We start from the raw sequence: 26,035 nt of genomic DNA, 5'->3' as shown, positions 1-26,035 counted from the left end.
ATTAATTAAGACACTTACTAAATCGTTCTCCAAGTTCATTCAGAAAACGGACATATCCCCCCTTGCCCTCAACGATATCCGTTGCCATTGGGTCAAGAGTCCCTATTTTAACATTCGTTCCTTTGGTTACAGACTTCACAACAGCAGGCGAAAATTGTGGCTCACTAAAAACACAATACGCTTGGTTGTTTTTTAACGCTTCGCGAATAGATAATAATGTTTTAGCGCCAGGACGACGATCAGGTTCAACAGTAAAGTGTCCCAGATTATCTAACTTAAATTGTTGCTCAAAATAGCCATAACCATCATGAAAAACATAATAGCCTTTATCACTTAATGGTTTTAACTGCTTATTAAGCTGAGTAACCGCTAACTGAACTTCTGTTGTGAATGTAGAAAGATTAGCTGTATATGTATTTTTATGCAACGGGTCATACTTGATCAATGCCTTAGTTATGACATTTGCTGCTTGCACTGCTTGATCTGGTCCTAGCCATAAATGAGGGTCGATTCCATTATGGTTATGGTGATGCCCTTCATGTTCAGATGCATGATCATGTCCTTCATGCGCGTGATCTGCTTCAATTTCAGTTTCATGTCCTGCATGTTCTTGCTCATCTTCCGCATAATAACGAAAGTTAATCTCATGTTGTTGACTCAATGCAATATTTTCAGGTTTTGATGCCATTGTTTTAACTAAAAATGACTCTAATTCAGGTCCAACCCACACCACAAGATCAGCTTGTTTTAACTTTCTAACATCAGAGGGACGTAATGCATAATCGTGTGGTGATGATCCTGATGGAATAACAAACTCACTGGTTGCTACACCTTGAGTTAATTCACTAACAATAAGATTTAAGGGCTTAACAGTAGTCACCACATTAAAGGTATCAGATGCTAATGCCGAGCCAGAAGCAACAAGAGCAGTAGCACAAAATAGAGAAGTTAAACGGTGCATGATTTTTCCCATAAAATATAAAAACAAAAATTATTGATTATCAGTAAAGAAATTTTTCTCTATTGGCTATAATCGGCGCGTATTAACAGTAACACATGTAAAACATAGATGTTATAATATAACATAACATTTTGACAAACTCTTATTTTAAGCATGCTTTATGACAACATTAGTAGAATTACAATCACTCACAGTGGCCTTCTCTGGACGTAATGTTTTAGATAATGTTGCACTCAAATTAGAGCGTGGTGAAATCACAACTCTTATTGGTCCTAATGGCGCAGGTAAATCCACGCTAGTTAAAGTAATCACTGGATTACAAAAACCAACATTAGGAAAAGTCATTCGTCAGAAAGGAATTCGCATTGGTTACGTACCACAAAAACTACACCTTAATAGTACGTTGCCACTTTCCGTCGATCGATTTATGCGTTTAGCTGGTCGTTATTCATTGGAACAACGCCAAGAAGCATTGACCATGGTTAACGGTTCACGCTTAATTGATAGTGACATGCACCGTTTATCAGGTGGTGAAATGCAACGGGTATTATTAGCTCGTGCATTGTTACAAAAACCTGATTTATTAGTCTTAGATGAACCCGTTCAAGGGGTTGATGTGACGGGACAATTAGAGCTATATCGCTTAATTCAGCAATTACGTGATTTACTCAATTGTGCAATATTAATGGTTTCACATGATTTGCATCTGGTCATGGAAAAAACCGATAAAGTAATTTGTTTACAACATCATATATGTTGCTCTGGCAGCCCATTTAGTGTGACCAACCACCCTAAATATATTGCATTATTTGGCCGTCAAGCCAGTGAACAACTTGCGTTGTACCAACATCAGCATAACCACCAACACGGTGATTCAACAACACCATCAACGTGCTGTAATAATCATCAGGATAATAATAAATAATGATTGAGTTTCTACTTCCCGCATTAATTGCGGGTATTGGGATTGCCCTATTAGCAGGTCCTTTGGGATCATTTGTTGTATGGCGAAAAATGGCTTATTTTGGTGATACGCTGTCGCATGCGTCATTACTGGGCATAGCTTTAGGATTTTTGTTTAATATTAACTTAAACCTTGCGTTAGTTATTTGCTGCTTAGTCCTCGCGGTTATTTTGGTAACCTTACAAAAGCAACGTTATGTTGCAACAGATACCCTACTTGGTATTTTAGCCCATAGTGCATTATCACTTGGCTTAGTCGCGGTGAGCTTTTTAGACAATGTTCGTATTGATTTAATGGCGTATTTGTTTGGTGATTTACTGGCTGTTACGACCAACGACCTAATGTGGATTTATGGCGGTGGCACGATTGTGATCGCATTACTTATCTACTTATGGCGACCATTATTATCAATGACCATCAGCGAAGAAATGGCACAAGTTGAAGGCGTCAATGTTGATTTAATGCGATTATTATTAATGTTAATGGTCGGTATGGTGATCGCTGTCGCGATGAAATTTGTGGGGGCGTTAATCATCACCTCACTGTTAATCATTCCAGCAGCAACAGCGCGACGTTTCGCTCAGAGTCCTGAATCAATGGCCGTTATTGCCTCTATTATTGGTTCAATTTCAGTGGTACTTGGACTGGCAATGTCATGGCACTATGATACTCCTGCTGGCCCTTCCGTCGTGGTATCGGCCGCAGCACTATTTATGTTAAGTCAATTTAAGCCGACCCAACGCTAACCGTATTCATTACATAAAAATCACCAATAAAAAACCCGCAACACAATTGTGTAAGCGGGTTTTTATTTACTTAATTTTTATGCACTAAACGTTATACTCAATATTAACTTACCAATTGGTCACTTCGCGTAATGCCTTACCAATATCAGCCAAGCTTTGGACCGTTTTTACACCCGCAGCTTCAAGGGCTGCAAATTTTTCTTCTGCCGTCCCTTTCCCACCTGAAATAATTGCACCAGCATGGCCCATACGTTTACCTTCAGGCGCAGTAACACCTGCAATATATGACACTACAGGTTTAGTAACATTGGCTTTAATATATACAGCTGCTTCTTCTTCTGCAGTACCACCAATTTCACCAATCATTACAATAGCTTCTGTCGCCGGATCTTTTTCAAACATTTCAAGAATATCAATAAAATTAGAGCCAGGGATCGGATCACCACCGATACCAACACACGTTGATTGACCAAAGCCTTCATCGGTTGTTTGCTTTACAGCTTCATACGTTAAAGTTCCTGAACGTGAAACAATACCCACTTTACCGGCTTTATGAATATGACCGGGCATGATCCCAATCTTACACTCATCCGGTGTAATAATACCTGGGCAGTTAGGGCCGATCATACGTACGCCTTTAGCATCTAAACGTACTTTAACATCCAGCATATCTAAGGTCGGAATACCTTCAGTAATAGTAACAATCAGCTCAACACCTGCATCAATGGCTTCTAAAATCGCATCTTTACAAAAAGGAGCAGGTACATAAATGACGGTTGCCGTTGCGCCCGTTGCTTTAACCGCATCACGGACTGTATTAAATACAGGTAAGCCCAGATGCATCATGCCACCTTTCCCCGGAGACACACCGCCGACAAGTTGTGTACCGTAAGCAAGCGCTTGTTCTGAATGAAATGAGCCTTGGCTACCAGTAAAACCTTGGCAAATGACTTTAGTATCTTTATTAATAAGTATCGACATTATTTACCCTCCGCAGCAGCAACAACTTTCTCAGCGGCTTCTGTTAACGAAGTGGCAGCAATAATATTGAGACCACTATCAGCCAGTTTTGCAGTGCCAACTTCAGCATTATTACCTTCAAGACGTACCACAACCGGCACTTTTACACCGACTTCTGCAATAGCACCAATGATACCGTCAGCAATCAAATCACAACGTACAATACCGCCAAAAATATTCACTAAAACGGCTTTTACATTACTGTCTGAAAGAATAATTTTAAACGCTTCTGTGACGCGTTCTTTGGTTGCACCACCACCAACATCTAAAAAGTTTGCTGGATGACCACCATGGAGATTAACAATATCCATCGTTCCCATCGCTAAACCAGCACCATTGACCATACAGCCAATATTACCGTCAAGTGCAACGTAATTAAGCTCCCACTGTGCAGCATGGGCTTCTCTTTCATCTTCTTGTGAAGCATCATGCATTTGGCGTAATTTAGGCTGGCGATATAATGCATTAGCATCAACATTCACTTTGCCATCTAAACAGAGAAGTGTACCGTCCCCCGTAATAATAAGAGGATTCACTTCAAGCAATGCTAGATCACACTCAGCAAACATCTTACCCAGCCCTAAAAATATCGTGGTAAATTGTTTTACTTGATCGCCTTGTAGACCGAGTTTAAAAGCTAATTCGCGCCCTTGATAAGGTTGAGGTCCCACTAAAGGATCTATCGCTACTTTATGAATGAGATGAGGTGTTTCTTCAGCTACTTTTTCAATTTCCACACCACCTTCTGTCGATGCCATGAAAACAATACGCTGTGAACTACGATCAACAACTGCGCCAAGATATAATTCGGTCGCAATACTAGATGCAGCTTCTACCAATACTTTTGTTACGGGTTGACCCATAGCATCCGTCTGGTAAGTCACTAAGTTTTTACCTAACCAACGTTGAGCAAATTGCTTAATACCTTCTTTGTTATCATGTAGCTCAACACCACCAGCCTTTCCTCGACCACCAGCGTGAACTTGACATTTTACCACCCATTTTTCACCGCCAATTTTACCTGTTGCTTCTGCTGCTTCTTGTGGGGTATCACAAGCATAGCCTTCTGGCACAGGTAAACCATATTCAGCGAATAGTTGTTTTGCTTGATACTCGTGCAAATTCATAATGTTTTATCCCTTTGGGACTCATTAAATCCATTTGAGATATTCTTTGATACCTCTTCATCACTACGTCATGTTTACTGTTTTCATTAAACGGGAAGGAAGTTAACCGAATAATGAGCACTGATTCGGTTAACTATTTAGTCCTTTATACGTCGAGTAATAAACGGGTTGGATCTTCAAGTAATTCTTTAATTGTTACTAAATAACCCACAGATTCACGACCATCAACTAAACGATGATCATAAGAAAGTGCAAGGTACATCATTGGCAAAATTTCAACTTGACCATTAACTGCCATCGGACGATCTTGGATTTTATGCATACCTAAGATAGCCGCTTGAGGTAGGTTAATAATTGGCGTTGACATTAACGAACCAAATACCCCGCCGTTAGTAATGGTAAAATTACCACCAATAAGATCATCAACCGTTAATTTACCATCACGACCTTTAAGCGCTAAGTCACGAATACCTTTTTCAATCTCAGCCAAACTTAACTTATCACAATCTCGCAACACGGGGGTAACTAAACCACGAGGTGTTGAGACGGCAATGCTAATATCAAAGAAGTTATGATAAACAATGTCATCACCATCAATCGATGCATTCACTTCTGGGTAGCGCTTTAATGCTTCAACAACCGCCTTCACATAGAACGACATAAAGCCAAGACGAATACCATGGCGCTGCTCAAACACATCTTTATATTGCTTACGCAGATCCATAATTGGCTTCATATTAACTTCATTAAATGTTGTTAACATGGCGGTACTGTTTTTCGCTTCCAGCAAACGTTCAGCAACGCGCTTACGTAATCGTGTCATTGGTACACGCTTTTCACTGCGGTGCGCTAAAGGTAATTCATGCTCAATTTTAGCTTCCACTGTTTTTGGTGTCGCAGCGACTGCTACAATATTTTTCAAGTAAGTATCAACATCTTCACGAGTAATACGTCCACCAACACCGGTACCCTTTACTTTTTCAGCCGCAATACCATGTTCACCTAATAAACGGCGCACAGCAGGGCTTAATGCTTCGCTATTTTCTTCGTTTAATGACGCTGTATTACGTTTATTTGGCGATGATTCAGCATCAGCCAACACATCTAATGTTGGTTCGCCTGCAACAGCATTAACTCTGATTTTACCAATCAATTGCCGAGTTAATACCGTTGTCCCTTCTATCTCAAAAATAGCCTCTAACACACCATCTTCAGGAGCTGGAACTTCAAGTACAACTTTATCAGTTTCAATGTCAACCAAGACCTCATCACGAGTAACAGTGTCACCGGGTTGTTTGTGCCATGTGGCTACAGTTGCATCAGCAACAGATTCCGGAAGGTCAGGAACCAGAATTTCGATTGTCATATCGGTATTGTCCTTTTGTTCTCGTTCTAATTATTAGAATGGTCTTGAGATTCAATAGTTAATGCGTCTTCAACTAACGCTTTTTGTTGTTTCAAGTGTACAGACATATACCCTACAGCGGGTGATGCTGATGCTGGACGTCCGGCATAACGTAATAGTGATCCGGCAGGTAAAGCAGAATAGAAATTATGTTGACTAGAATACCATGCCCCTTGATTTTGAGGTTCTTCCTGACACCACACGAAATCTGTTACATGTTTATAATCTGCAATAGCCGCTTCAACATCTTCTTTCGGGAAAGGATACAATTGTTCAATCCTCACAATTGCAACATTCGTCTGTTCATTTTTACGGCGTTGCTCTAACAAATCGTAATACACTTTACCTGAACAGAATACCACCCGCTGTACGTTTTGAGCGGGTAATTCATCCACCTCACCAATGGCAGCGAAGAAAGTACCGTTCGCCAATTCATCCAATATCGATGTACACAATGGATGACGCAACAATGACTTAGGTGACATTACAATCAGAGGGCGGCGCATTGGACGTACAACTTGACGGCGAATCATATGATAAACTTGAGCCGGTGTTGATGGCACAACTACTTGCATATTCTGTTCAGCACATAATTGTAAATAGCGTTCAAGACGTGCCGATGAATGTTCAGGGCCTTGACCTTCATATCCATGAGGCAATAGCATGGTTAAACCACACATCCGACCCCACTTTTGTTCGCCAGAACTAATAAATTGATCAATCACCACTTGAGCACCATTAGCAAAATCACCAAACTGCGCTTCCCAGATAGTTAAACCACTGGGCTCAGCGGTTGCATAACCATATTCAAACGCAAGCACAGCTTCTTCAGATAATACTGAATCAATCACTTCAAATGGCCCTTGACCATTATGAATATGAGTTAATGGAATATAGGTACTGGCATCTTCTTGATTATGTAATACCGCATGACGGTGGAAAAATGTACCACGACCTGAATCTTGGCCCGTAATACGAATACGATGCCCTTCATCAACCAATGTTGCATACGCCAAGTTTTCAGCCATCCCCCAATCAAACGCTTTCTCACCCGCAAACATGGCTAAGCGATCGTTATAAATTTTTTGAACGCGGCTTTGTAATTGATGACTGGCTGGATATTGGCACAAACGACTACCAAGCTCTTGCAAACGCTGCTCATCAACTTTACTGTTCCAATCAATTGTCCAGTCATGACCTAAATAAGGAGCCCAATCGACAGAATGTAATTTCATTGGTCGCCATTCTTTAACAACACACTCTCCACGATCTAATGCATCACGATATTCATTCACTAAACCTGTTGCGATATCTAAACCAAACGTGCCAATTTCAGTTAAATAGTCAGCATATAATTTACGTGGCGTTGGGTGCTTTTTAATTTTTTGATACATCAATGGCTGGGTAGCATTGGGTTCATCAGCTTCGTTATGACCATGACGGCGATAACAGACCAAATCAATCACCACATCACGCTTAAACTCATGGCGATAATCAAACGCCAATCGAGTCACAAAAGCAACCGCTTCAGGATCATCCGCATTTACGTGGAAAATAGGCGCCTGTACCATTTTAGCAATATCAGTACAGTATTCAGTTGAGCGTGTGTCTTGTGGGTTTGACGTTGTAAAACCCACTTGGTTATTGATAACAATACGAACCGTACCGCCAACACTATAACCACGAGCTTGAGACATATTAAAGGTTTCAGCAACAACACCTTGACCTGCAATAGCTGAATCACCGTGAATAGTAATCGGCAACACTTTATCGCCAGTATCATCACCTAAACGATCTTGTCGTGCTCGCACTGAACCGACAACCACTGGATTTACAATCTCAAGATGTGATGGGTTAAATGCTAATGCTAGATGAACATCACCACCAGGGGTTGCAAAATCAGCAGAAAAACCTTGATGATATTTCACATCACCGGTTCCCCAACTTTCACCATGTTTACCTGCAAATTCATCAAATAAATCTTGCGGCTTTTTGCCTAATACGTTAACTAACATATTTAAGCGGCCACGGTGAGCCATGCCCACAACTACTTCACGCACACCTTGTGAGCCTGCATGACGAATTAACTCTTTCATCATTGGAATCATGGCATCGCCACCTTCTAATGAGAAACGTTTTGCTCCTGGGAATTTTGCACCTAAATAACGCTCAAGACCTTCAGCTGCCGTTAATTCATCAAGAAAACACAATTGTTCTTCAGCAGTAAAAGACCCTGTACCCATGACTGATTCAAGTCGCTGTTGGATCCAACGTTTTTCATCAGTATCAGTAATATGCATATATTCAGCACCAATTGACCCACAATAGGTCTTTTTAAGTGCGGCATATATTTCACTGAGTTTCATGGTTTCTTGGCCAATCGCAAACGAACCAACATTGAATGTTTCATTGAAGTCATCAGCGGTTAACGAGTGAAACTCAGGATCGAGATCAGCAACATGATCACGTTGCCATAATCCCAAGGGATCTAGATTGGCATTTTGATGACCACGAAAACGATAAGCATTGATTAATTGCAATACTTTAACTTGCTTAGCATCAACATCAGGATCGTTAACGACAGCACTTAAAAAATGGGTTTCTTTTGCTAGACGTCTAAAGTAATCACGTACACGAGAGTGAGGCTGTTCAATAATTACGTTATTAACAATAGGCAGATCAACAAATACTTTTTGCCATTGGATATCAACTAACTCTGGATCGCTAAGATACAACTCGTAAAGATCTTCTATATAAGTTGCGTTGGCGCCAGCTAAATGTGAAGACTCAAGCCATGCCTTCATAACGCTATTCTGCATTATTTTCCCTTAACTACTGATTTATCGCCATTGGCATCGGTCTAATACCGAGCATTCCGGTTAGTGAGTCTTGCAAACAACATTGACTCACTAACATATCGATATTTTTAAACTGCTCGCTTAAGCAGCATAGATTTTATGTGTCCAATCGCTTTGGTGGGATTTAATCCCTTAGGACAAACATTTACACAGTTCATTATGCCATGGCAACGAAAAACACTAAATGCATCATCGAGATCAGATAATCTTTCATCCGTTGCCGTATCACGGCTATCAATTAACCATCGATAGGCCGCCAATAAACCGGCGGGGCCAATAAACTTATCAGGATTCCACCAAAATGATGGGCATGCGGTTGAGCAACAGGCACACATAATACATTCATATAGACCATCTAACTGCGCACGATCTTCAGGTGATTGCAGATTTTCTCTTGCAGGCGGAAGAGTGGCATTATCAATTAGAAATGGTTTTACTTTTTCATAGTTACTGTAGAACTGGCCCATATCAATGATTAAATCACGAATCACGGGCAACCCTGGTAACGGACGAATAACAATCGCACTGGTATTAATTAAAGCTGATAATGGCGTAATACAAGCTAAACCATTCTTACCATTCATATTAATACCATCAGAACCACACACTCCCTCACGGCAAGAGCGACGGAAAGACAAGCTAGCATCTTGTTCTTTAAGTAAAATTAACGCGTCTAGTACCATCATATCTGAGCCATCAGGTACATCAAGCTGATAATCTTGCATATACGGAACATCATCAGCATCTGGGTTGTAACGGTAAATTGAAAAATTCAGTTTCATCGTGGTGATCTCCCGTTAATAAACACGCGCTTTCGGCGGAAACGCTTCACGATGAATCGGTGCCATATTGACATCACGTTTCGTCATCGCTTCTGTTTCTGGATTATAAATAGAATGGCATAACCAATTTGTATCATCACGATCGGGAAAATCAAATCGAGCATGAGCACCACGACTTTCAGTACGGTAATTAGCGGCAATCGCTGTTGCCATTGCGGTTTCCATGAGGTTATCTAATTCTAAACATTCAATACGCTGAGTATTAAACTCGGTTGAAGTATCATCTAATCGTGCATGCTGCAAACGTTTACGAATCACTTTAAGTTCTTCCAAGCCCGCAGCCATTGCCTCGCCCTCTCTAAATACCGAGAAGTTATTTTGCATACACGCTTGCAAATCTTTACGAATTTGAACTGGGTCTTCGCCTTCTTGGGTATTGTTCCAGCGATTAATACGAGCAAGAGACGCTTCAATATCAGCATCTGTCGCGGGTGTTGCATCGGCTTGCGCTAATAATGTTTGACCTAAATGCAGGCCTGTTGCGCGTCCAAAGACGACTAAATCAAGTAATGAATTGCCACCTAAACGATTAGCACCATGCACTGATACTGATGCTATTTCACCACAGGCAAACAAACCTCGAATTTCTTCATCAACACCTGCTGCATTTTGTTTCAATGCTTGGCCTGATACTTGAGTTGGCACACCACCCATCATGTAATGACAGGTTGGAATTACGGGAATAGGCTCTTTAACCGGATCAATATGGGCAAATGTACGTGATAACTCACAAATACCTGGTAAGCGCGATTCAAGTACGTCTTTACCTAAGTGATCAAGTTTTAACTTCAAGTGAGGACCCCACGGGCCATCGCATCCACGTCCTTCTCGAATTTCAACCATCATTGAACGAGCAACTACATCACGACCAGCTAAATCTTTGGCATTTGGCGCATAACGCTCCATAAAGCGTTCGCCGTCTTTGTTAAGTAAATAGCCCCCTTCGCCACGACAACCTTCAGTCACTAATACGCCAGCACCAGCAATACCCGTCGGATGGAATTGCCACATTTCCATATCTTGCATGGGTACACCAGCACGCAATGCCATACCAACACCATCACCCGTATTAATATGGGCATTAGTGGTTGAGGCATAAATACGCCCAGCACCACCGGTCGCTAAAATTGTCGCTTTGGCATTGAAGTAACACACTTCACCCGTTTCCATACACAAAGCAGTACAACCCAAAATAGCGCCATCTTCATTTTTAACTAAATCAAGGGCATACCACTCAGAAAATATTGTGGTTTTATGCTTAATGTTTTGCTGATAAAGCGTATGGAGCAATGCATGGCCAGTTCGATCAGCTGCGGCTGCAGTACGTGCCGCTTGCTCACCACCAAACTCTTTTGATTGACCACCAAATGGACGCTGATAAATACTTCCATCATCAAACCGAGAAAAAGGTAAGCCCATTTTTTCAAGTTCAATGACAGACTTAGGTCCATTTTTACACATATATTCAATCGCATTCTGATCACCAATATAATCAGAACCTTTAACGGTATCGTACATATGCCATTGCCAGTTATCAGGATGCGAATTACCTAATGCAACAGTGATCCCTCCTTGTGCCGACACTGTATGAGAACGGGTAGGAAATACTTTTGATAACAAGGCACATTTTAAGCCTTGTTCTGATATTTGTAGTGCGGCGCGCATACCTGCACCACCAGCACCGATAACAACCGCATCAAATTCACGAATAGCAATAACCACTACACACCCCACACAATGAAGAAACCTGAAAATAGATAAATAAATAGAATCGTGACAATAACAAACTGCAAACAAGCTCTTAATACTGCAGGTTTAATGTAATCAGTCAGTACTTGCCATAAACCAATCCACGCATGAATTAAAATGGATACCAAAGCGAGCAGAGTAAAAACTTTAGTGGTCAGTTGCCCAAAAAATGCTTGCCAAGAAACAAATGTTATTTCAGGGCCAAACGCAAAAAAACCTACTAAATAAAAAGTATATAACGTCAGAATAATGGCAGTTACACGGATTAAAATAAAATCATGCACACCATTACGTCCAACAGAAGATACATTGGCTACCATACTAATACTCCTGCAAATAAGGATAATATGGCCACAATAATAAAGCTCACTTTGGTACTCGTAATACCTATATCCATTTCTTCAAAATACCCCAGATCCATCAATAAGTGACGAATACCTAGAACAATATGATAAAACAGTGCAGTTAATATTCCCCATAATACAAACGTCACTATCCCACTGTCAGTAATACTGACAGCTGTAGAGAAACCGTCGGGAGAAGATAAAGACAAGTTCAGGAGCCATAATAAAATAGCGATAGCAACGAACGTAATCACGCCCGATACTCGATGTAGGATTGATGCGATCGCCGTTAAAGGAAAACACATAGTTTGTAAGTCGAGGTTAACTGGTCTAGGTTTCTTTACTTTCACATTTTGCTCACTCAGCTTTATTAAAGCATTTTATTTTTATTAAACGCATTGATTGTTTCTATAGTGAGCCATCAAGAAACAGTTAAAAAATGCTACGCTATCATTAAAAGCAAAGTGTTGAGCAATATAATCGCTTTGTCTTTCAACCGCATTCCTTACGCAGTCCATTAACAACATTTCATCTATACTACAACCAAATATCAACGTAACTATACCTAGCGTAACATTCAAAAACAAACCTAGTTACATGTTATTACACGTCAAGTTCACAAAAAACATACAAATATAGAAAAGTTATTAACAATCGCACATTAATGAATACAAAAATTGACAATTGGCTTACCTAGCGGTACAACAAATATACATCCGTTTCGGATTCAGGATTCTACAAATAACAAAGGAGATTGTTATGGCAGATAAGAAAGCTACTCTTCATATAGAAGGGAAAGCACCTATCGAACTGCCGATTATCGAGGGCTCAGAGGGCCAAGATGTAATCGATGTGCGAAAACTAGGCGCAAGCGGTTTTTTTACATTTGATCCAGGTTTTCTAGCGACAGCCTCATGTGAATCTCAAATCACGTATATTGATGGTGATAAAGGAATTTTGTTACATCGTGGCTTTCCTATCGATCAATTAGCGAATAATGCTGATTACTTAGAAGTTTGTTACGTTCTGCTTTATGGTGAAGTACCTACCCGTGCTGAATATGAACAATTCCGTACTACCGTTACACGTCACACCATGGTTCATGAACAAATTGCGAGTTTCTTCCATGGCTTCCGCCGTGATGCCCATCCAATGGCAATTATGTGTGGTGTTGTCGGTGCATTATCAGCGTTCTACCATGATTCATTAGATATTAATAATGATCTTCACCGTGAAATAACCGCTTTTAGACTACTATCAAAAATGCCTACTTTGGCGGCAATGTGTCATAAATACACCACTGGTCAGCCATTTATTTATCCGCGTAATGACCTTGATTATGCAGAGAACTTCCTACATATGATGTTTGCTACGCCATGTGAAGAGTACGAAGTTAGCCCTATTGTTTCTCGAGCAATGGATAAAATTTTCACCCTTCATGCTGACCACGAACAAAATGCATCAACCTCAACGGTTCGTTTAGCCGGATCGTCTGGCGCTAACCCATTTGCTTGTATTGCAGCGGGTATTGCATCACTTTGGGGGCCTGCACACGGCGGCGCTAATGAAGCTTGTCTAAAAATGCTTGAAGAGATTGGTTGCGTAGAAAATATTCCTGAGTTTATTGAGCGCGCTAAAGATAAAGATGATCCATTCCGCTTAATGGGCTTTGGACATCGGGTATATAAAAACTATGACCCACGTGCAACAGTCATGCGTGAAGCCTGTCACGAAGTGCTTGACGAACTAAAGATTGACAATCCATTACTTGATGTTGCAATGGAACTTGAACGTATTGCACTGTCGGATGAATACTTTGTCAGTAAAAAGCTATATCCGAATGTTGATTTCTACTCGGGTATTATCCTTAAAGCGATTGGTATTCCAGTATCAATGTTTACGGTTATTTTTGCGATGTCACGTGTTATTGGCTGGATTGCGCATTGGAACGAAATGCATAGTGATCCGACGAACCGTATTGGTCGTCCACGTCAGCTTTATACGGGTTATTCACAACGAGAGTTTAAACCTCTCCATGAACGTGAATAACTGAGGTTCGAGGTTCGAGGTTCGAGGTTCGAGGTTCGAGCAGAATAAAAAAGGTTGAGACTAAGGCTCAACCTTTTTTATTCTATTAATGATAGGTTATTACACCATTTTGGAAATAATACCAATCACTGCAATTTGTTATACTGGATTATTAATATCTATAAATTCAACATCAAAACCATGTTCTTTCGCTAGCCACTCACCTAACGCCTTAACCCCATAACGCTCTGTCGCATGATGCCCTGCTGCAAAATAATGAATGCCAAGTTCACGTGCAATATGGGTTGTTCGTTCAGAGACTTCGCCAGAAATAAACGCATCACAACCTTGATCTACCGCAAGTTCAATATAATCTTGACCACCACCAGTACACCAACCCACTTTTTTTATTAGTGCTGGTGCATTATCACCGATATGTAGTGGTTCACGTTGCAATGCCATCGCAATACGCGCTGCAAACTCTTCCCCTGTTAATGGCGTATCAAGTTCACCATAAATAGCAATTGAACGAGGGTTATTAATTTCTAATCCACCACTAATATCTAACCCAAGACGCTGCGCTAACTGAACGTTATTACCCACCTGTTGATGTACATCGAGGGGTAGATGATAGGCGTAAAGATTAATGCCATTTTCAATTAATGCTTTAATACGACGATATTTCATTCCTCGAATTTCAGCAGACTCTCCTTTCCAGAAAAAACCATGATGAACAAGAATAGCATCTGCATGTTCTGCAATGGCACGATCAATCAATGCCTGACAAGCAGTAACACCCGTAATTATTTTAGTTATCTCGGCGTTACCTTCTATCTGTAATCCATTCGGACAATAATCTTTCATCAAGTGTGGTGATAAAAAATCATTTAACAAAGCTTCTAATTTAAGATTATTCATTGCCCATCCTTTTTTAATAACGTTATGCTATTGACTCTACAACATCTTATTCAAAAAATATCAGCCTTTAGTGACAATCTCAATCAACAAAATCAATCCCCCACAGTGCTTATATTATTATAAATACAAAAAAAGCCGCCATCGGCAGCTTTTTCAACAACAAATTGTCATTCTCAATAGACTCATTAGCGACGCTGAGTACCATGATCAAGTCGTGACAACCATAATGGTTTAGTGCTTGTCTGTGACCAATATCGGTACATATAACTGGTTAATCGTGTACGTTTATTAACAGGAATCAAAAGCAGCACAGGTAAACACACTAATCCTAATAAAACTGTATAAATACGACGAGAGATAATATTCGTCATTGAAAACTGGGTGTACATTGCTAGCTCCTGACCTTATAAACCTATTGGTACTTTAATCCAATAAATGAAAGAATACTACAGAAACTCGGTCAATGATTAGTCAACAATGGTAAAGAAAACGTTTACTTCGAGGAATGTGTCAATATGTTACAGAATCATGATTCTAATTATCAAACGACCGCTGATTTTCATGCGCTGTTGACGATGCCTAATCTTGTTACTTATGGTGATTACAGCATCAGCAATCAATGGCTACACCAATTTTCAAAAAAAGCCATTATTCCGACTAATGTTAACTACCACGGTAACACCCGTTTAGGCTTTTATTATCAATGGCTATGGCAACAATTAATCATTCATCATCCAGATTACAGCCTGATTGGCGAAGAAATTCAATTACAGTGGCAGCAACAAACTGTCGGGGCCATTGATTTTTTAGTTCATAACCATTGCAGTGATGAAATTGAACATTGGGAAGTGGCTATCAAATTTTATTTATGCTTCCAGCATCAATGGCCAGGTCCAAATGCTAACGATAATTTAGATAAAAAGACAAATAGAATGCAGGATCATCAGCTGCAACTTACCGCACATCCCGCCTTTGAACACCTTGATTATTCAATACCCACCCAACGTCGGTTAATTATGCAAGGACGTTTATTTGATGCGTGGCCAGAGACTCAATCAGGCTCTTCTATGGTTATTAACCCCACCAGCTTGAAAGGTCATTGGTGCTATTGTTCACAAGCATCGGCACTGACGCTACGCACATTAGAAAAACGTCAATGGATAGCACCGCCCCTCTTTTCACAATTAACAGCAACACTTGATATTGCTAACGTTACTGTTCCCACTCAAGCTATTGATAGTAATAACAACGTGTGGTTTATTATGCCAAATCATTGGCCTCTGCATAATCGCGAGCTATAAAAAAACGCCCTAATACTCTTTCAATAAAAAAGAGAGTAATTAGGGCGTTTTTTCGAATGCATTATCCGTTATGGTGCTGAATTATTATAAACCAGCATCACTAAAAACTTTACTTACGATATCTTGTGCTTCTTTTTCGATAAGGGCTAGATGCTCTTTACCTTTAAAGCTTTCACAATAAATTTTGTAGATATCTTCTGTACCTGATGGGCGAGCTGCAAACCAACCGTTTTCAGTGGTTACTTTCAAACCACCAATCGCTGCACCATTACCTGGAGCATGTGTTAGTCGAGCCAGAATAGGTTCACCAGCCAAGGTTTTAGCCGCAACCATTTCTGGTGACAACTTACTTAACACTGCTTTTTGTTCTTTATTAGCAACAGCTTGTAGGCGAGCATACTCTGAACTACCAAACTTAACGGCAAGTTCATCATAATATTGTTGTGGATTCTTACCTGTTACTGCCGTAATTTCCGCAGCAAGTAGACATAAAAGAATACCGTCTTTATCTGTTGACCAAGGCGTACCATCTTTACGTAAGAAAGAAGCTCCCGCACTTTCTTCGCCGCCAAAGCCCAAAGTACCGTTATATAGGCCATCAACAAACCATTTAAAGCCCACTGGAACTTCAACTAATTCGCGACCTAATGCCGCAACGACACGATCAATAATTGCGCTTGATACTAACGTTTTACCAACCGCAACTTGCTCACTCCAACCACTACGGTGACGGAAGAGGTAATCAATACACACAGCCAAATAATGATTCGGATTCATCAAACCAGCGGGCGTTACAATACCGTGACGGTCATAGTCAGGATCATTACCAAACGCTAAATCATAATTATCTTTATACGCAAGTAAGCCTGCCATCGCGTAAGGCGATGAACAATCCATACGCACTACACCATCTTTGTCCAATGACATAAAACGGAATGATGGATCGATAGATTCATTAACTAAAGTTAAGTCTAGTGCATAGTACTGTGCAATCTGACGCCAATATTCAATACCCGAACCACCAAGAGGATCAACACCCAACTTTAAGTTCGCTTTCTGAATAGCATCAATATCAATAACATTAACTAAGTCAGCTACATAAGGTGCAACTAAATCTTTCTGAATAACAAATTTAGAAGCAAAGGCATCTGTGATTGATACACGCTTTACGTCAACCATGCCATTAGCAATAATCTCATTAGCGCGCTGTTCAATCGCGGTAGTTAACTCACTTTCAGCAGGACCACCATGAACAGGGTTATACTTAATACCACCATCTTGAGGTGGATTATGCGATGGAGTAATGACAATGCCATCAGCTTTATCAGCATGCTCTTTATTATGACAAAGAATTGCATAAGAAATGCCAGGGGTTGGTGTATAACCCAACCCTTCTTGAACCACAACCGTAACGTTATTCGCTACCAATACTTCTAATGTTGAAGTAAATGCAGGCTCAGATAAAGCATGGGTATCCTTACCTAAAAATAGCGGCCCAGTCAAACCATTAGCAAGACGAACCTCAGCGATTGCTTGAGCAATAGCCCAAATATGATGCTGGTTAAAGGTACCTTTATCTGCAGTACCACGATGTCCTGAAGTACCGAAGGCTACTTTTTGTAACGGATCAGTCGCATTAGGCTCAATCAGAAAATAATTAGCAACAAGCGCTGGAATATTATGCATATCTTCTTGCTGAGCGCGTTGACCCGCACGAGGATGGATTGCCATTGTTTTATCCTTGTAAATACTCAATCGTGATTATATCTCACCACAAACTTTATCAATAATATCAGAGCCAAAGCCCATTTTTGTCATTAATTGATCAATCATCTGACGCTTTCGGTCAGTATTAGTATTTGTGATCACCCAAAATGGGGTGGTTGAGATAGCTTTTGGCTTCGTCGTTTTACCACTTGCGAGCAATGTTTCTTCATCATGGGCAAAATAAACACGCGTACGCCCTTTAATTGCTGCCGCTTCAGCAAAACCATCAGCATCAATATGATAAAGAGAAGATAAGATCAGCATAAAACGGCCAATTGCTTTTTCTTGCGCCGCAAATTCATCTGAAATTAACACCGTCCGCATTTCTTTAACGCGATCCATGGTTGGCTCATTGCCTGCATCTCTGCTCACAACAATCCCTTTAGGACGAACAGGCATCACAACTTCAGGTTGCTGCAATTGTTCCTCTGGCACCATAAGCAAGCGACGTAAAATATCAGAAGCGCTTTCACCAATATGTTGCGTTTGGCTAGCGATATAACGATATAGCTCTTCGTCTACCTCAATAGTCTTCATGGTATTATTCATTATCATTCCGTTTAAAATTCTGGGTACGATTATAGCCTGATCCGAGGTTATACTCTATGGTAAATACCACACCTAACTAGAGAAAATAGCCTGTGAATCTTCATTTTCGTGCTGAAGGCAAGGGTAAAACGATCGTTTTGATCCATGGCTTGTTCGGCAGCGCAGATAATCTTGGTCTTTTAGCCCGAGAATTAAAACTCCATTACCAAGTGATCAGCGTCGATCTTCGTAACCATGGTTTATCTCCACATAGTGATCTATTCAGCTATCAAGATCTGGCTCAAGACATTATTGATACTCTTGATCATTTAACCATTGATCAATTTGATGTTGTTGGTCATTCGATGGGCGGTAAGGTTGCGATGACACTATCAGCATTAGCGCCTCAACGGGTTAACCACTTAATTATTCTCGACATGGCACCTATAGCATATAAAGGTCACCGTCACCAAAATGTATTTACCGGTTTACGCGAAGTTAATCACCACGCAATCACTAAACGCAATGAAGCTGAACAATATTTAGCGCGTTATATCAACGATGCAGGTGTTCGACAATTTTTATTAAAATCATTAGTAAAAACAGAAACGGGTTATCAATGGCGATTTAACGTCGAGGGATTAATGACTAACTACGCCACGATTATGGGTTGGCAGCCAGCATCTCAGCCCTTCATTGGTAAAACATTATTTATTAAAGGGCAGCTATCTGATTATATAGAGCCGCAATATCGTGATGCGATAATGACGCAATTCCCTAACGCTAAAGCACATGTGGTTGCCAATACGGGTCATTGGCTTCATGCTGAAAAGCCAGACACTGTAAATCGCATTATTAATCAATTTTTGAATCAATAAACATAAATAACTTACTATCAGAATCAGTGGTTAACTACATTAGACGACAAGACTAACTATTAAACCCCTGACTCTACTGTGATATAGTGCGCTATAGTTTGATAGCAACGAAAGTAGGCTTACTGCTATCTTCTGCTCTATAGTAATACAATTAAAGCAGCCTCTAGACCAGCTAACGTTATTGACTAAGAGCTATCATGTCCTTTTGATGTAGGGCAACAATCACCAATGATAATATTTGGGCGAAAAAACACCAAATCGCCAGCAAAAAGTAATTATCGTTGCGTCGTTTATACTGATTTCTGTAAACTGCCCAATAGCAGTTAACAATTTAATATAGGTAATATCTACTATGGCGAGCGTTGGACTCTTCTTTGGTAGCGACACAGGTAACACCGAAGCTGTCGCTAAAATGATTCAGAAGCAACTAGGTAGCAAGCTAGTTGAAGTAAAAGATATCGCAAAAAGCAGCAAAGAAGATATCGACAACTTTGATCTGATACTACTAGGTATTCCTACTTGGTATTACGGTGAACCACAGTGCGATTGGGATGACTTTTTCCCAGAGCTTGAGCAAGTTGATTTTTCAACTAAGCTTGTTGCTATCTTTGGTTGTGGTGACCAAGAAGATTACGCAGAATACTTCTGTGATGCGATGGGTACAGTACGTGACATCGTAGAAAGTAAAGGCGGCACAATTGTGGGTAATTTCTCAACTGCTAGCTATGAGTTTGAAGCATCAAAAGCACTCGTTGATGATGCAAACTTTGTCGGCTTATGTATTGATGAAGACCGTCAACCAGAGCTAACAGCACCGCGTGTTGAGCAATGGGTTAATCAAATCTTTGATGAGATGTGTCTTGCTGAACTTGCTGACTAAGCACTGTGCAGTTAAAAGCATCAATAAAAAACGCGCCTAAAGCGCGTTTTTTATTATCTCTATAATCATTACTCTAAACATGCAATTTTAATATCAGTAATACAATTTTTAGAAATATAGCACAGCAAAATAACCATCATCTTTTTAATGTCTGAAAATCAATCTGTGCATACTTATCCCATACAAAATATTACTCACCTGATATTTTTATCTTTTTGATTTAAAATATAAATTCATAAAATAATCATCACCGCTAAGCAACATTATATGATTACCGGCTCCAAAATAAAAACACCAAATGTAATGTTAGCTTAGCTAAACAAAACAGCGAGTAATCAAACAAAGCGGCGCACTATATAAACGGATATGATAAGTTATTTTATTACATAATATTTACAATATTGCAAACTCAAGAAAAGTGACACTTCTGCTAGATAACTGACCTTTTAAGGTTTATTGTTATCGTTGCGTCACTTATAATGAATCTATATGAGAAAGACTACTGCAACATTTTTGCAGCTAGCCAACAGGAAAATCGGATGTCAGATAATAATCACGCGCTAAAGCAAGCTGGTCTTAAAGTAACACTTCCTCGTCTTAAGATTTTAGAAGTGCTTCAACAACCTGATTGCCAACACATCAGTGCTGAAGACCTGTATAAAAAACTCATCGATATCGGTGAAGAAATTGGCCTTGCGACCGTTTACCGTGTCCTTAACCAATTTGATGATGCAGGCATTGTAACTCGTCACCACTTTGAAGGTGGTAAATCAGTATTCGAACTCGCCACGCAACATCATCATGACCACTTAGTTTGTCTTGATTGTGGCAAAGTAATTGAATTTTCAGACGAAATGATTGAACAACGCCAAAAAGACATCGCGGCACGCTTCAATGTTCGTTTAACAAATCACAGCTTATACCTTTACGGTCACTGCATAGACGGCAACTGTAATGCTGATGAAACGTTGCATGATGAAAAATAACAATGACTAGTTATTTTCACCCTAAGAACCAGTGATCAATATCACTGGTTTTTTATTACAAGAAATAAGCATTATAAAAAAAGCGCCTATTCCATCACTGAAATAGGCGCTTTTTAACAAATATTAATGACTAATTAGTCACCAATTTTTGCCCAAGTATCACGTAGACCAACAGTGCGGTTAAACACTAAATGGTCAGCACTTGAATCTTTGTTATCGGCACAGAAATAACCAATACGTTCAAACTGGTATGCTTTTTCAGCTTCAGCCGTCACCAATGATGGTTCAATAAAGCCGTGTAATACCGTTAGAGATTCAGGGTTAATCACTGATACGAAATCATCAGCAGCACCTGGATTTGGCACTGTAAATAAACGATCGTATAAACGAATTTCAGCAGCAATACCCGCCTCAGCAGATACCCAGTGAATAACACCTTTTACTTTACGACCGTCAGCTGGGTTTTTACCTAGCGTATCTTTATCGTAAGTACAGTAAATAGTAGTGATATTACCTTCAGCATCTTTTTCAATACGCTCAGCTTGAATCACATAAGCACCACGTAGACGTACTTCTTTACCTAATACTAAACGCTTGTACTTCTTGTTCGCTTCTTCGCGGAAGTCTTCACCTTCAATATAAAGTTCACGGCTAAATGGAACCTCACGCGTGCCCATTTCTGGCTTATTCGGATGATTAGCAACCATTAATGTTTCAGTCTCACCGTCAAAGTTTTCAATAACAACTTTAACAGGATCTAAAACAGCCATTGCACGAGATGCATTTTCATTAAGGTCATCACGAATACAAGATTCTAATGAACTAATCTCAATGGTGTTATCTTGCTTAGTCACGCCAATACGCTTACAGAATTCACGCATAGAACCAGGCGTAAAGCCACGACGACGTAAACCAGAAATAGTAGGCATACGTGGATCATCCCAACCGTTAACTAATTTATCAGTCACAAGTTGGTTTAGCTTACGCTTAGACATCACAGTGTATTCAAGATTCAGGCGACTGAATTCATACTGATGTGGTGTGCAATCAATAGTGATATTTTCAAGAACCCAATCGTATAAACGACGGTTGTCCATGAATTCTAGCGTACAGATAGAGTGCGTAATGCCTTCTAGCGCATCAGAAATACAATGCGTAAAGTCGTACATTGGATAAATGCACCACTTATCACCGGTTTGGTGGTGATTTGCAAAACGAACACGGTAAATAACCGGATCACGCATAACCATAAATGGTGATGCCATATCGATTTTTGCGCGCAGGCACATTTTGCCTTCTTCAACTTCGCCGTTCTTCATTTTTTCAAACAAGGCTAAGTTTTCTTCGACACTACGATCGCGGTAAGGACTGTGCTTACCCGCTTGCGTTAATGTACCGCGATATTCGCGCATTTGCTCAGGACTTAGCTCATCAACATACGCTAAGCCTTTATTAATTAATTCAATGGCAAACCCATGAAGCTGATCAAAGTAGTTTGATGAATAACAAATCTCACCACTCCACTCGAAGCCTAACCAGTTAACATCATTTTTAATAGACTCAACGTATTCAATGTCTTCTTTTTCAGGGTTAGTGTCATCGAAACGTAAGTTACATTGACCCTGATAGTCCTGAGCAATACCGAAGTTCAAACAAATAGATTTCGCATGACCGATATGCAGGTAACCATTCGGTTCTGGCGGGAATCGGGTATGTATGCTTGTATGTTTGCCACTTGCTAAATCCGTATCAATAATTTGACGGATAAAGTTAGTTGGACGAGCTTCAGATTCACTCATCTATTACACCTCGTGTACTTACAGGATTGAGAATTATGTACAGTTCATCAATATGAACTATGACTTTACACTATACCTCAATGCCGCTACGCAAAAAATCAAAAACGCAGTTATAACAAACAATAGTTGTGAATTTAATTAATAACGCGCAATAAAAAGCCGACGATGGTCATCCCATCGTCGGCAATCGCGCGATCATATAATGATCGGAGCTTATATTGTTGTTAGTCGATTACAGTGATGTAACACGACTGAAACGTTTACCATTACCACTTACAGCACGAATTTCAACTTTACCTGTCACACTTGGTTGTGCTTTCGCATCATAAGTGTTCCATGTTTTACCTTCATCCGTTGAGTACTGTAGTGTTAGACCTGGCATACTTACGTTCATCGCAAGTTTACCATTTTCGATCTTAGCACCAGGTACTGGTACACGGTATTGAATACCCGCAGCATCAAGTTTCGCAAGTTCACGTTGACCTAATACGTTAGCAAAACGCTGCCATTCATTATGAAGTGCTTTCTTGTTTACATGGTTAGAATCTTGAGAATATTCAACACCCACTTGATATTCATTTTCCCACTCACCTTTATGCCATGCACGCTCAGCGGCGGCTAATACGCGAGGGAACACCATGTATTCATACTGCTTATCATTACCTACTGTCTCACTCCAAAGCTGAGCAGATAGACCATAGAAACCTTTCGATTTCACTGTACCTTTACTTGTAAAGCCATTGCCATCACGATCAAGTGATGTTTCAGCATTTTGGGGTAAGTTCTCTGGCGCAAAACCAAACATCTTACGGGTATCTGTTGCACGTGTTGCCCAGTAATAACCACGCTCAATTGGATCTACTTCGTATGGCATATCCATGTAAACATAATCAGGGTTTGATACTACAACATCGTAGCCTTTATCAGCCCATTCGTAAGCTGATGCACCGCCGCCCCAGTATAGAACGTCCCAGAAGTTTACACGCACATTATCAGTACCAAACGCTTTGGAATCTGAAGAGTGCTTTAAGCCATCTTGCCATGCTTGGAAGTTTTTAATCCCTTTACTATTAACCACTTCACTGATTTGCTCTGCAAAATGACTTGGTAGGTGATCATAATCAGCCACAACACCTTCTGCGATCAATTTCTGACACATTGGTGACTTCTGATATGGCTTATTTTGCTTAGATTGGTCAATAGAACCTGTCCAAGCTGTTTTCTCTGCTGCGTTAAGATCTTGAAAACCAGCATTTAACTTAATATTTTTCGCTTCATCACCACCGAAGTGCCATGTATTTAGCGGCATACCCGCTTCTTTATGCATCGCTTGAATTTCAGTAATTACTTTATCAACAAACTTTGTAGAAGAATCCATACATGGGTTGATGAAACTACGCTTATCGTAAAACTGTACTGTGGTTACGTTTGACGTATCTTGTGGATCCATTAAACGGTATTCGTTTGCTTCATCCATCTTGCCTTCAGCAGCAAGACGTTTATAACGCGCTTCCATCGCAACTACAGCTGCACGTGCGTGCGCTGGCATATCGATTTCAGGAATGACTTCAATACCACGGGCTTTCGCGTATTTCAGAATATCTAAGTAATCTTGCTTGCTGTAGTAACCAGAGCCATCGGTGTCTGACGTTGGACCTGAACCTAGTTGAGGTAGCAGACATGTTGTTTCAGATAGATCATGACAACGCTTACTACCAATGTCTGTTAGCTCAGGTAAACCTGGAATCTCAACACGCCAACCTTCATCATCTGATAGGTGGAAGTGGAATTTGTTCATCTTGTATGCTGCCATTTGGTCTAGCGTACGAAGAATCACGGCTTTTGAGTGGAAGTTACGGCCAACATCAACCATTACACCACGGTAATCAAAACGCGGTGCATCGGTAACTTCTAACGTAGGAATGCTGTTTTTAGCACCTGTACTCATTAGTGAAATCAACGACTGCATACCATAGAATGCACCTTGGTCATCAAAACCAATAACCGTTGCACCTGTTGGTGTTACATCTAACGTGTAAGCCCCTGCAATTTGTTGATCTTTAGCAAATGAACCCGGTAGAAGGCTCACTTTTACTGGGTATTGACCTTTAGTGTTAACACCTAATACGCCAAGACGCTCATTCACAGCAGCCATCATGTCAGCTGGCAGTGTGAAGTTGCTAATTTTAATACCGTTTGCTAATGAAACAGTTTTACCGGTTAGCTTAGTACTTAGTGGTGTAGGAACAATAGTTGCTGCCACTTCTGTCGTTGCTAACACATTAATGTCTTGGTTCTTTTTAAAACGTGTTTCAGCGGTTGCAAGCACATTATTATCTGCTTTAACTCGCTTAAATTGATCACCTTTCAGAGGAACAAGGTAATCACCTGGATTCGTAGAGTCAGTGCTCTTGATTGTTTGTGCTGCGGCATCGCCAGAAGTCACGTATGCACGAGGCATGTAATCATTTTCAAACAACGTCCAGTATTCGCCAATGTAAGGAATAACAACCGTCTCCCCTTCAGCAAATCCATCAAATTTATCCGTTGGCTCTAGCGTATGAAGATCACCCGTTACGTGTGTAACTTTGAATTGGTCGTTTTGAACATCAAGAATTTGACGAATACTGCTGAAATAAATTTTCCAATCAGTGCCCGTCACCGCTGGACCATTATTTTTTAGCGTCAAATTAATTAGATCACAAGATGCCCATTCTGCGCCAAGCGTCTTACACTGCAGGCCTTCTTCTGCACCATGTTGAGTAACGATTTCATAAGTAACATCAAGGCTATTAGCTAAATTTTCAACAACCTTCTCATCATTATTGCCTTGTGTTGCACAACCCGTTATGGCTAGTGCAATGAAAGATGCTAACGCTGTAAGTTTAATAGTCATGAAATATTCCTTTCTCCCGATATCCATCTAAATGAAGG

At 40.3% G+C, this 26,035-nt stretch carries 22 protein-coding genes; 7 read left to right on the top strand and 15 right to left on the bottom strand.

Translation table 11 applies throughout. The features are described 5' to 3' along the window. Window position 1: 1 nt before the first annotated feature. A complete protein-coding gene (znuA, locus tag GLP24_RS03025; protein WP_101767172.1) occupies window positions 2-961 on the bottom strand; it encodes a zinc ABC transporter substrate-binding protein ZnuA in 960 nt (319 codons plus the stop codon). A 160-nt stretch (window positions 962-1,121) separates the two neighbouring features. Between znuA and znuC the strand changes: the two genes are divergently transcribed. Both znuC and znuB read left to right on the top strand, forming a co-directional pair. Beyond that, complete coding sequence (znuC, locus tag GLP24_RS03020) at window positions 1,122-1,886, top strand: zinc ABC transporter ATP-binding protein ZnuC (RefSeq protein WP_232615501.1); 765 nt, start codon at window positions 1,122-1,124, stop codon at window positions 1,884-1,886. Next, window positions 1,886-2,671, top strand: a complete 786-nt coding sequence (gene znuB / locus GLP24_RS03015) for a zinc ABC transporter permease subunit ZnuB (protein WP_101767174.1) — start codon at window positions 1,886-1,888, stop codon at window positions 2,669-2,671. Before znuC ends, znuB begins: the two co-directional genes overlap by 1 nt. Window positions 2,672-2,779: 108 nt before the next feature. Here the strand turns inward: znuB and sucD are convergent, their stop codons facing one another. The 8 genes from sucD to sdhC all read right to left on the bottom strand — a co-directional run bounded on the left by sucD (window position 2,780) and on the right by sdhC (window position 12,387). Further along, complete coding sequence (gene sucD, locus GLP24_RS03010) at window positions 2,780-3,652, bottom strand: succinate--CoA ligase subunit alpha (protein ID WP_101767175.1); 873 nt, start codon at window positions 3,650-3,652, stop codon at window positions 2,780-2,782. Then, entirely contained in the window at window positions 3,652-4,818 is a 1,167-nt protein-coding gene (gene sucC, locus GLP24_RS03005; RefSeq protein WP_232602368.1) for an ADP-forming succinate--CoA ligase subunit beta, read from the bottom strand. The genes sucD and sucC overlap by 1 nt, the downstream gene beginning before the upstream one ends. A gap of 145 nt (window positions 4,819-4,963) precedes the next feature. Next, a complete protein-coding gene (gene odhB, locus GLP24_RS03000) occupies window positions 4,964-6,184 on the bottom strand; it encodes a 2-oxoglutarate dehydrogenase complex dihydrolipoyllysine-residue succinyltransferase (protein WP_101767177.1) in 1,221 nt (406 codons plus the stop codon). 26 nt (window positions 6,185-6,210) lie between these two features. After that, window positions 6,211-9,042 carry a 2-oxoglutarate dehydrogenase E1 component gene (gene sucA / locus GLP24_RS02995; protein WP_232615500.1) on the bottom strand — a complete coding sequence of 944 codons (2,832 nt, stop codon included), beginning with the start codon at window positions 9,040-9,042 and terminating at the stop codon, window positions 6,211-6,213. Between the two features lie 107 nt (window positions 9,043-9,149). Next, window positions 9,150-9,863 carry a succinate dehydrogenase iron-sulfur subunit gene (locus GLP24_RS02990; protein ID WP_101767179.1) on the bottom strand — a complete coding sequence of 238 codons (714 nt, stop codon included), beginning with the start codon at window positions 9,861-9,863 and terminating at the stop codon, window positions 9,150-9,152. 15 nt (window positions 9,864-9,878) lie between these two features. Beyond that, on the bottom strand, window positions 9,879-11,645 hold the full coding sequence (gene sdhA, locus GLP24_RS02985; RefSeq protein ID WP_232615499.1) for a succinate dehydrogenase flavoprotein subunit: 1,767 nt from the start codon (window positions 11,643-11,645) through the stop codon (window positions 9,879-9,881). Further along, on the bottom strand, window positions 11,645-11,992 hold the full coding sequence (gene sdhD / locus GLP24_RS02980) for a succinate dehydrogenase, hydrophobic membrane anchor protein (protein ID WP_152652919.1): 348 nt from the start codon (window positions 11,990-11,992) through the stop codon (window positions 11,645-11,647). The genes sdhA and sdhD overlap by 1 nt, the downstream gene beginning before the upstream one ends. Next, window positions 11,986-12,387 carry a succinate dehydrogenase cytochrome b556 subunit gene (gene sdhC / locus GLP24_RS02975; RefSeq protein ID WP_227990255.1) on the bottom strand — a complete coding sequence of 134 codons (402 nt, stop codon included), beginning with the start codon at window positions 12,385-12,387 and terminating at the stop codon, window positions 11,986-11,988. The genes sdhD and sdhC overlap by 7 nt, the downstream gene beginning before the upstream one ends. Window positions 12,388-12,775: 388 nt before the next feature. Between sdhC and GLP24_RS02970 the strand changes: the two genes are divergently transcribed. Further along, entirely contained in the window at window positions 12,776-14,065 is a 1,290-nt protein-coding gene (locus GLP24_RS02970; RefSeq protein WP_101767183.1) for a citrate synthase, read from the top strand. A gap of 138 nt (window positions 14,066-14,203) precedes the next feature. Here GLP24_RS02970 and GLP24_RS02965 read toward each other — a convergent pair whose 3' ends face one another. Together GLP24_RS02965 and GLP24_RS02960 are read right to left on the bottom strand one after the other, a co-directional pair. After that, window positions 14,204-14,962, bottom strand: a complete 759-nt coding sequence (locus GLP24_RS02965) for a Nif3-like dinuclear metal center hexameric protein (RefSeq protein ID WP_232603506.1) — start codon at window positions 14,960-14,962, stop codon at window positions 14,204-14,206. Between the two features lie 185 nt (window positions 14,963-15,147). Next, on the bottom strand, window positions 15,148-15,351 hold the full coding sequence (locus GLP24_RS02960) for a DUF2517 family protein (RefSeq protein WP_101767185.1): 204 nt from the start codon (window positions 15,349-15,351) through the stop codon (window positions 15,148-15,150). A gap of 126 nt (window positions 15,352-15,477) precedes the next feature. Here GLP24_RS02960 and GLP24_RS02955 point away from each other — a divergent pair, with 126 nt between their 5' ends. Continuing rightward, a complete protein-coding gene (locus GLP24_RS02955) occupies window positions 15,478-16,263 on the top strand; it encodes a DUF1853 family protein (protein WP_232578361.1) in 786 nt (261 codons plus the stop codon). Window positions 16,264-16,347: 84 nt separating this feature from the next. Here GLP24_RS02955 and pgm read toward each other — a convergent pair whose 3' ends face one another. Together pgm and seqA are read right to left on the bottom strand one after the other, a co-directional pair. Then, window positions 16,348-17,994, bottom strand: coding sequence for a phosphoglucomutase (alpha-D-glucose-1,6-bisphosphate-dependent) (gene pgm / locus GLP24_RS02950; RefSeq protein ID WP_232598718.1), 1,647 nt, complete (start codon window positions 17,992-17,994; stop codon window positions 16,348-16,350). 30 nt (window positions 17,995-18,024) lie between these two features. Continuing rightward, window positions 18,025-18,567 carry a replication initiation negative regulator SeqA gene (seqA, locus tag GLP24_RS02945; protein ID WP_101767380.1) on the bottom strand — a complete coding sequence of 181 codons (543 nt, stop codon included), beginning with the start codon at window positions 18,565-18,567 and terminating at the stop codon, window positions 18,025-18,027. Window positions 18,568-18,671: 104 nt separating this feature from the next. On the opposite strand from seqA, the gene GLP24_RS02940 reads away from it, so the two are divergent. From GLP24_RS02940 to fur, 3 genes are all read left to right on the top strand, one after another. Beyond that, window positions 18,672-19,436, top strand: coding sequence for an alpha/beta fold hydrolase (locus tag GLP24_RS02940; RefSeq protein WP_232615498.1), 765 nt, complete (start codon window positions 18,672-18,674; stop codon window positions 19,434-19,436). Window positions 19,437-19,788: 352 nt separating this feature from the next. Further along, a complete protein-coding gene (gene fldA, locus GLP24_RS02935) occupies window positions 19,789-20,316 on the top strand; it encodes a flavodoxin FldA (protein WP_232615497.1) in 528 nt (175 codons plus the stop codon). Between the two features lie 539 nt (window positions 20,317-20,855). Beyond that, the gene (gene fur, locus GLP24_RS02930) at window positions 20,856-21,302 is read left to right on the top strand and encodes a ferric iron uptake transcriptional regulator (RefSeq protein WP_101767189.1); all 447 of its coding nucleotides are present in this window, start codon (window positions 20,856-20,858) and stop codon (window positions 21,300-21,302) included. Window positions 21,303-21,436: 134 nt separating this feature from the next. On the opposite strand, the gene glnS is transcribed toward fur, so the two are convergent. Next, entirely contained in the window at window positions 21,437-23,101 is a 1,665-nt protein-coding gene (gene glnS / locus GLP24_RS02925) for a glutamine--tRNA ligase (protein WP_101767190.1), read from the bottom strand. 232 nt (window positions 23,102-23,333) lie between these two features. After that, window positions 23,334-25,997: a beta-N-acetylhexosaminidase gene (locus GLP24_RS02920; protein WP_232615496.1), complete on the bottom strand. Its 2,664-nt coding sequence runs from the start codon at window positions 25,995-25,997 to the stop codon at window positions 23,334-23,336. Window positions 25,998-26,035 lie beyond the last annotated feature (38 nt).

Source organism: Photobacterium carnosum, from assembly GCF_021236965.1.
GTDB lineage: Bacteria > Pseudomonadota > Gammaproteobacteria > Enterobacterales > Vibrionaceae > Photobacterium > Photobacterium carnosum.
This window is presented reverse-complemented; position numbering and strand designations above follow the sequence as displayed.

Excerpts from the sequence above, each read along its gene's own strand:
- znuA (WP_101767172.1), bottom strand. The coding sequence starts at position 961 with ATGCACCGTTTAACTTCTCTATTTTGTGCTACTGCTCTTGTTGCTTCT.
- znuC (WP_232615501.1), top strand. The coding sequence starts at position 1,122 with ATGACAACATTAGTAGAATTACAATCACTCACAGTGGCCTTCTCTGGA.
- znuB (WP_101767174.1), top strand. The coding sequence starts at position 1,886 with ATGATTGAGTTTCTACTTCCCGCATTAATTGCGGGTATTGGGATTGCC.
- sucD (WP_101767175.1), bottom strand. The coding sequence starts at position 3,652 with ATGTCGATACTTATTAATAAAGATACTAAAGTCATTTGCCAAGGTTTT.
- sucC (WP_232602368.1), bottom strand. The coding sequence starts at position 4,818 with ATGAATTTGCACGAGTATCAAGCAAAACAACTATTCGCTGAATATGGT.
- odhB (WP_101767177.1), bottom strand. The coding sequence starts at position 6,184 with ATGACAATCGAAATTCTGGTTCCTGACCTTCCGGAATCTGTTGCTGAT.
- sucA (WP_232615500.1), bottom strand. The coding sequence starts at position 9,042 with ATGCAGAATAGCGTTATGAAGGCATGGCTTGAGTCTTCACATTTAGCT.
- GLP24_RS02990 (WP_101767179.1), bottom strand. The coding sequence starts at position 9,863 with ATGAAACTGAATTTTTCAATTTACCGTTACAACCCAGATGCTGATGAT.
- sdhD (WP_152652919.1), bottom strand. The coding sequence starts at position 11,992 with ATGGTAGCCAATGTATCTTCTGTTGGACGTAATGGTGTGCATGATTTT.
- GLP24_RS02970 (WP_101767183.1), top strand. The coding sequence starts at position 12,776 with ATGGCAGATAAGAAAGCTACTCTTCATATAGAAGGGAAAGCACCTATC.
- GLP24_RS02965 (WP_232603506.1), bottom strand. The coding sequence starts at position 14,962 with ATGAATAATCTTAAATTAGAAGCTTTGTTAAATGATTTTTTATCACCA.
- GLP24_RS02960 (WP_101767185.1), bottom strand. The coding sequence starts at position 15,351 with ATGTACACCCAGTTTTCAATGACGAATATTATCTCTCGTCGTATTTAT.
- GLP24_RS02955 (WP_232578361.1), top strand. The coding sequence starts at position 15,478 with ATGTTACAGAATCATGATTCTAATTATCAAACGACCGCTGATTTTCAT.
- pgm (WP_232598718.1), bottom strand. The coding sequence starts at position 17,994 with ATGGCAATCCATCCTCGTGCGGGTCAACGCGCTCAGCAAGAAGATATG.
- seqA (WP_101767380.1), bottom strand. The coding sequence starts at position 18,567 with ATGAAGACTATTGAGGTAGACGAAGAGCTATATCGTTATATCGCTAGC.
- fldA (WP_232615497.1), top strand. The coding sequence starts at position 19,789 with ATGGCGAGCGTTGGACTCTTCTTTGGTAGCGACACAGGTAACACCGAA.
- fur (WP_101767189.1), top strand. The coding sequence starts at position 20,856 with ATGTCAGATAATAATCACGCGCTAAAGCAAGCTGGTCTTAAAGTAACA.
- glnS (WP_101767190.1), bottom strand. The coding sequence starts at position 23,101 with ATGAGTGAATCTGAAGCTCGTCCAACTAACTTTATCCGTCAAATTATT.
- GLP24_RS02920 (WP_232615496.1), bottom strand. The coding sequence starts at position 25,997 with ATGACTATTAAACTTACAGCGTTAGCATCTTTCATTGCACTAGCCATA.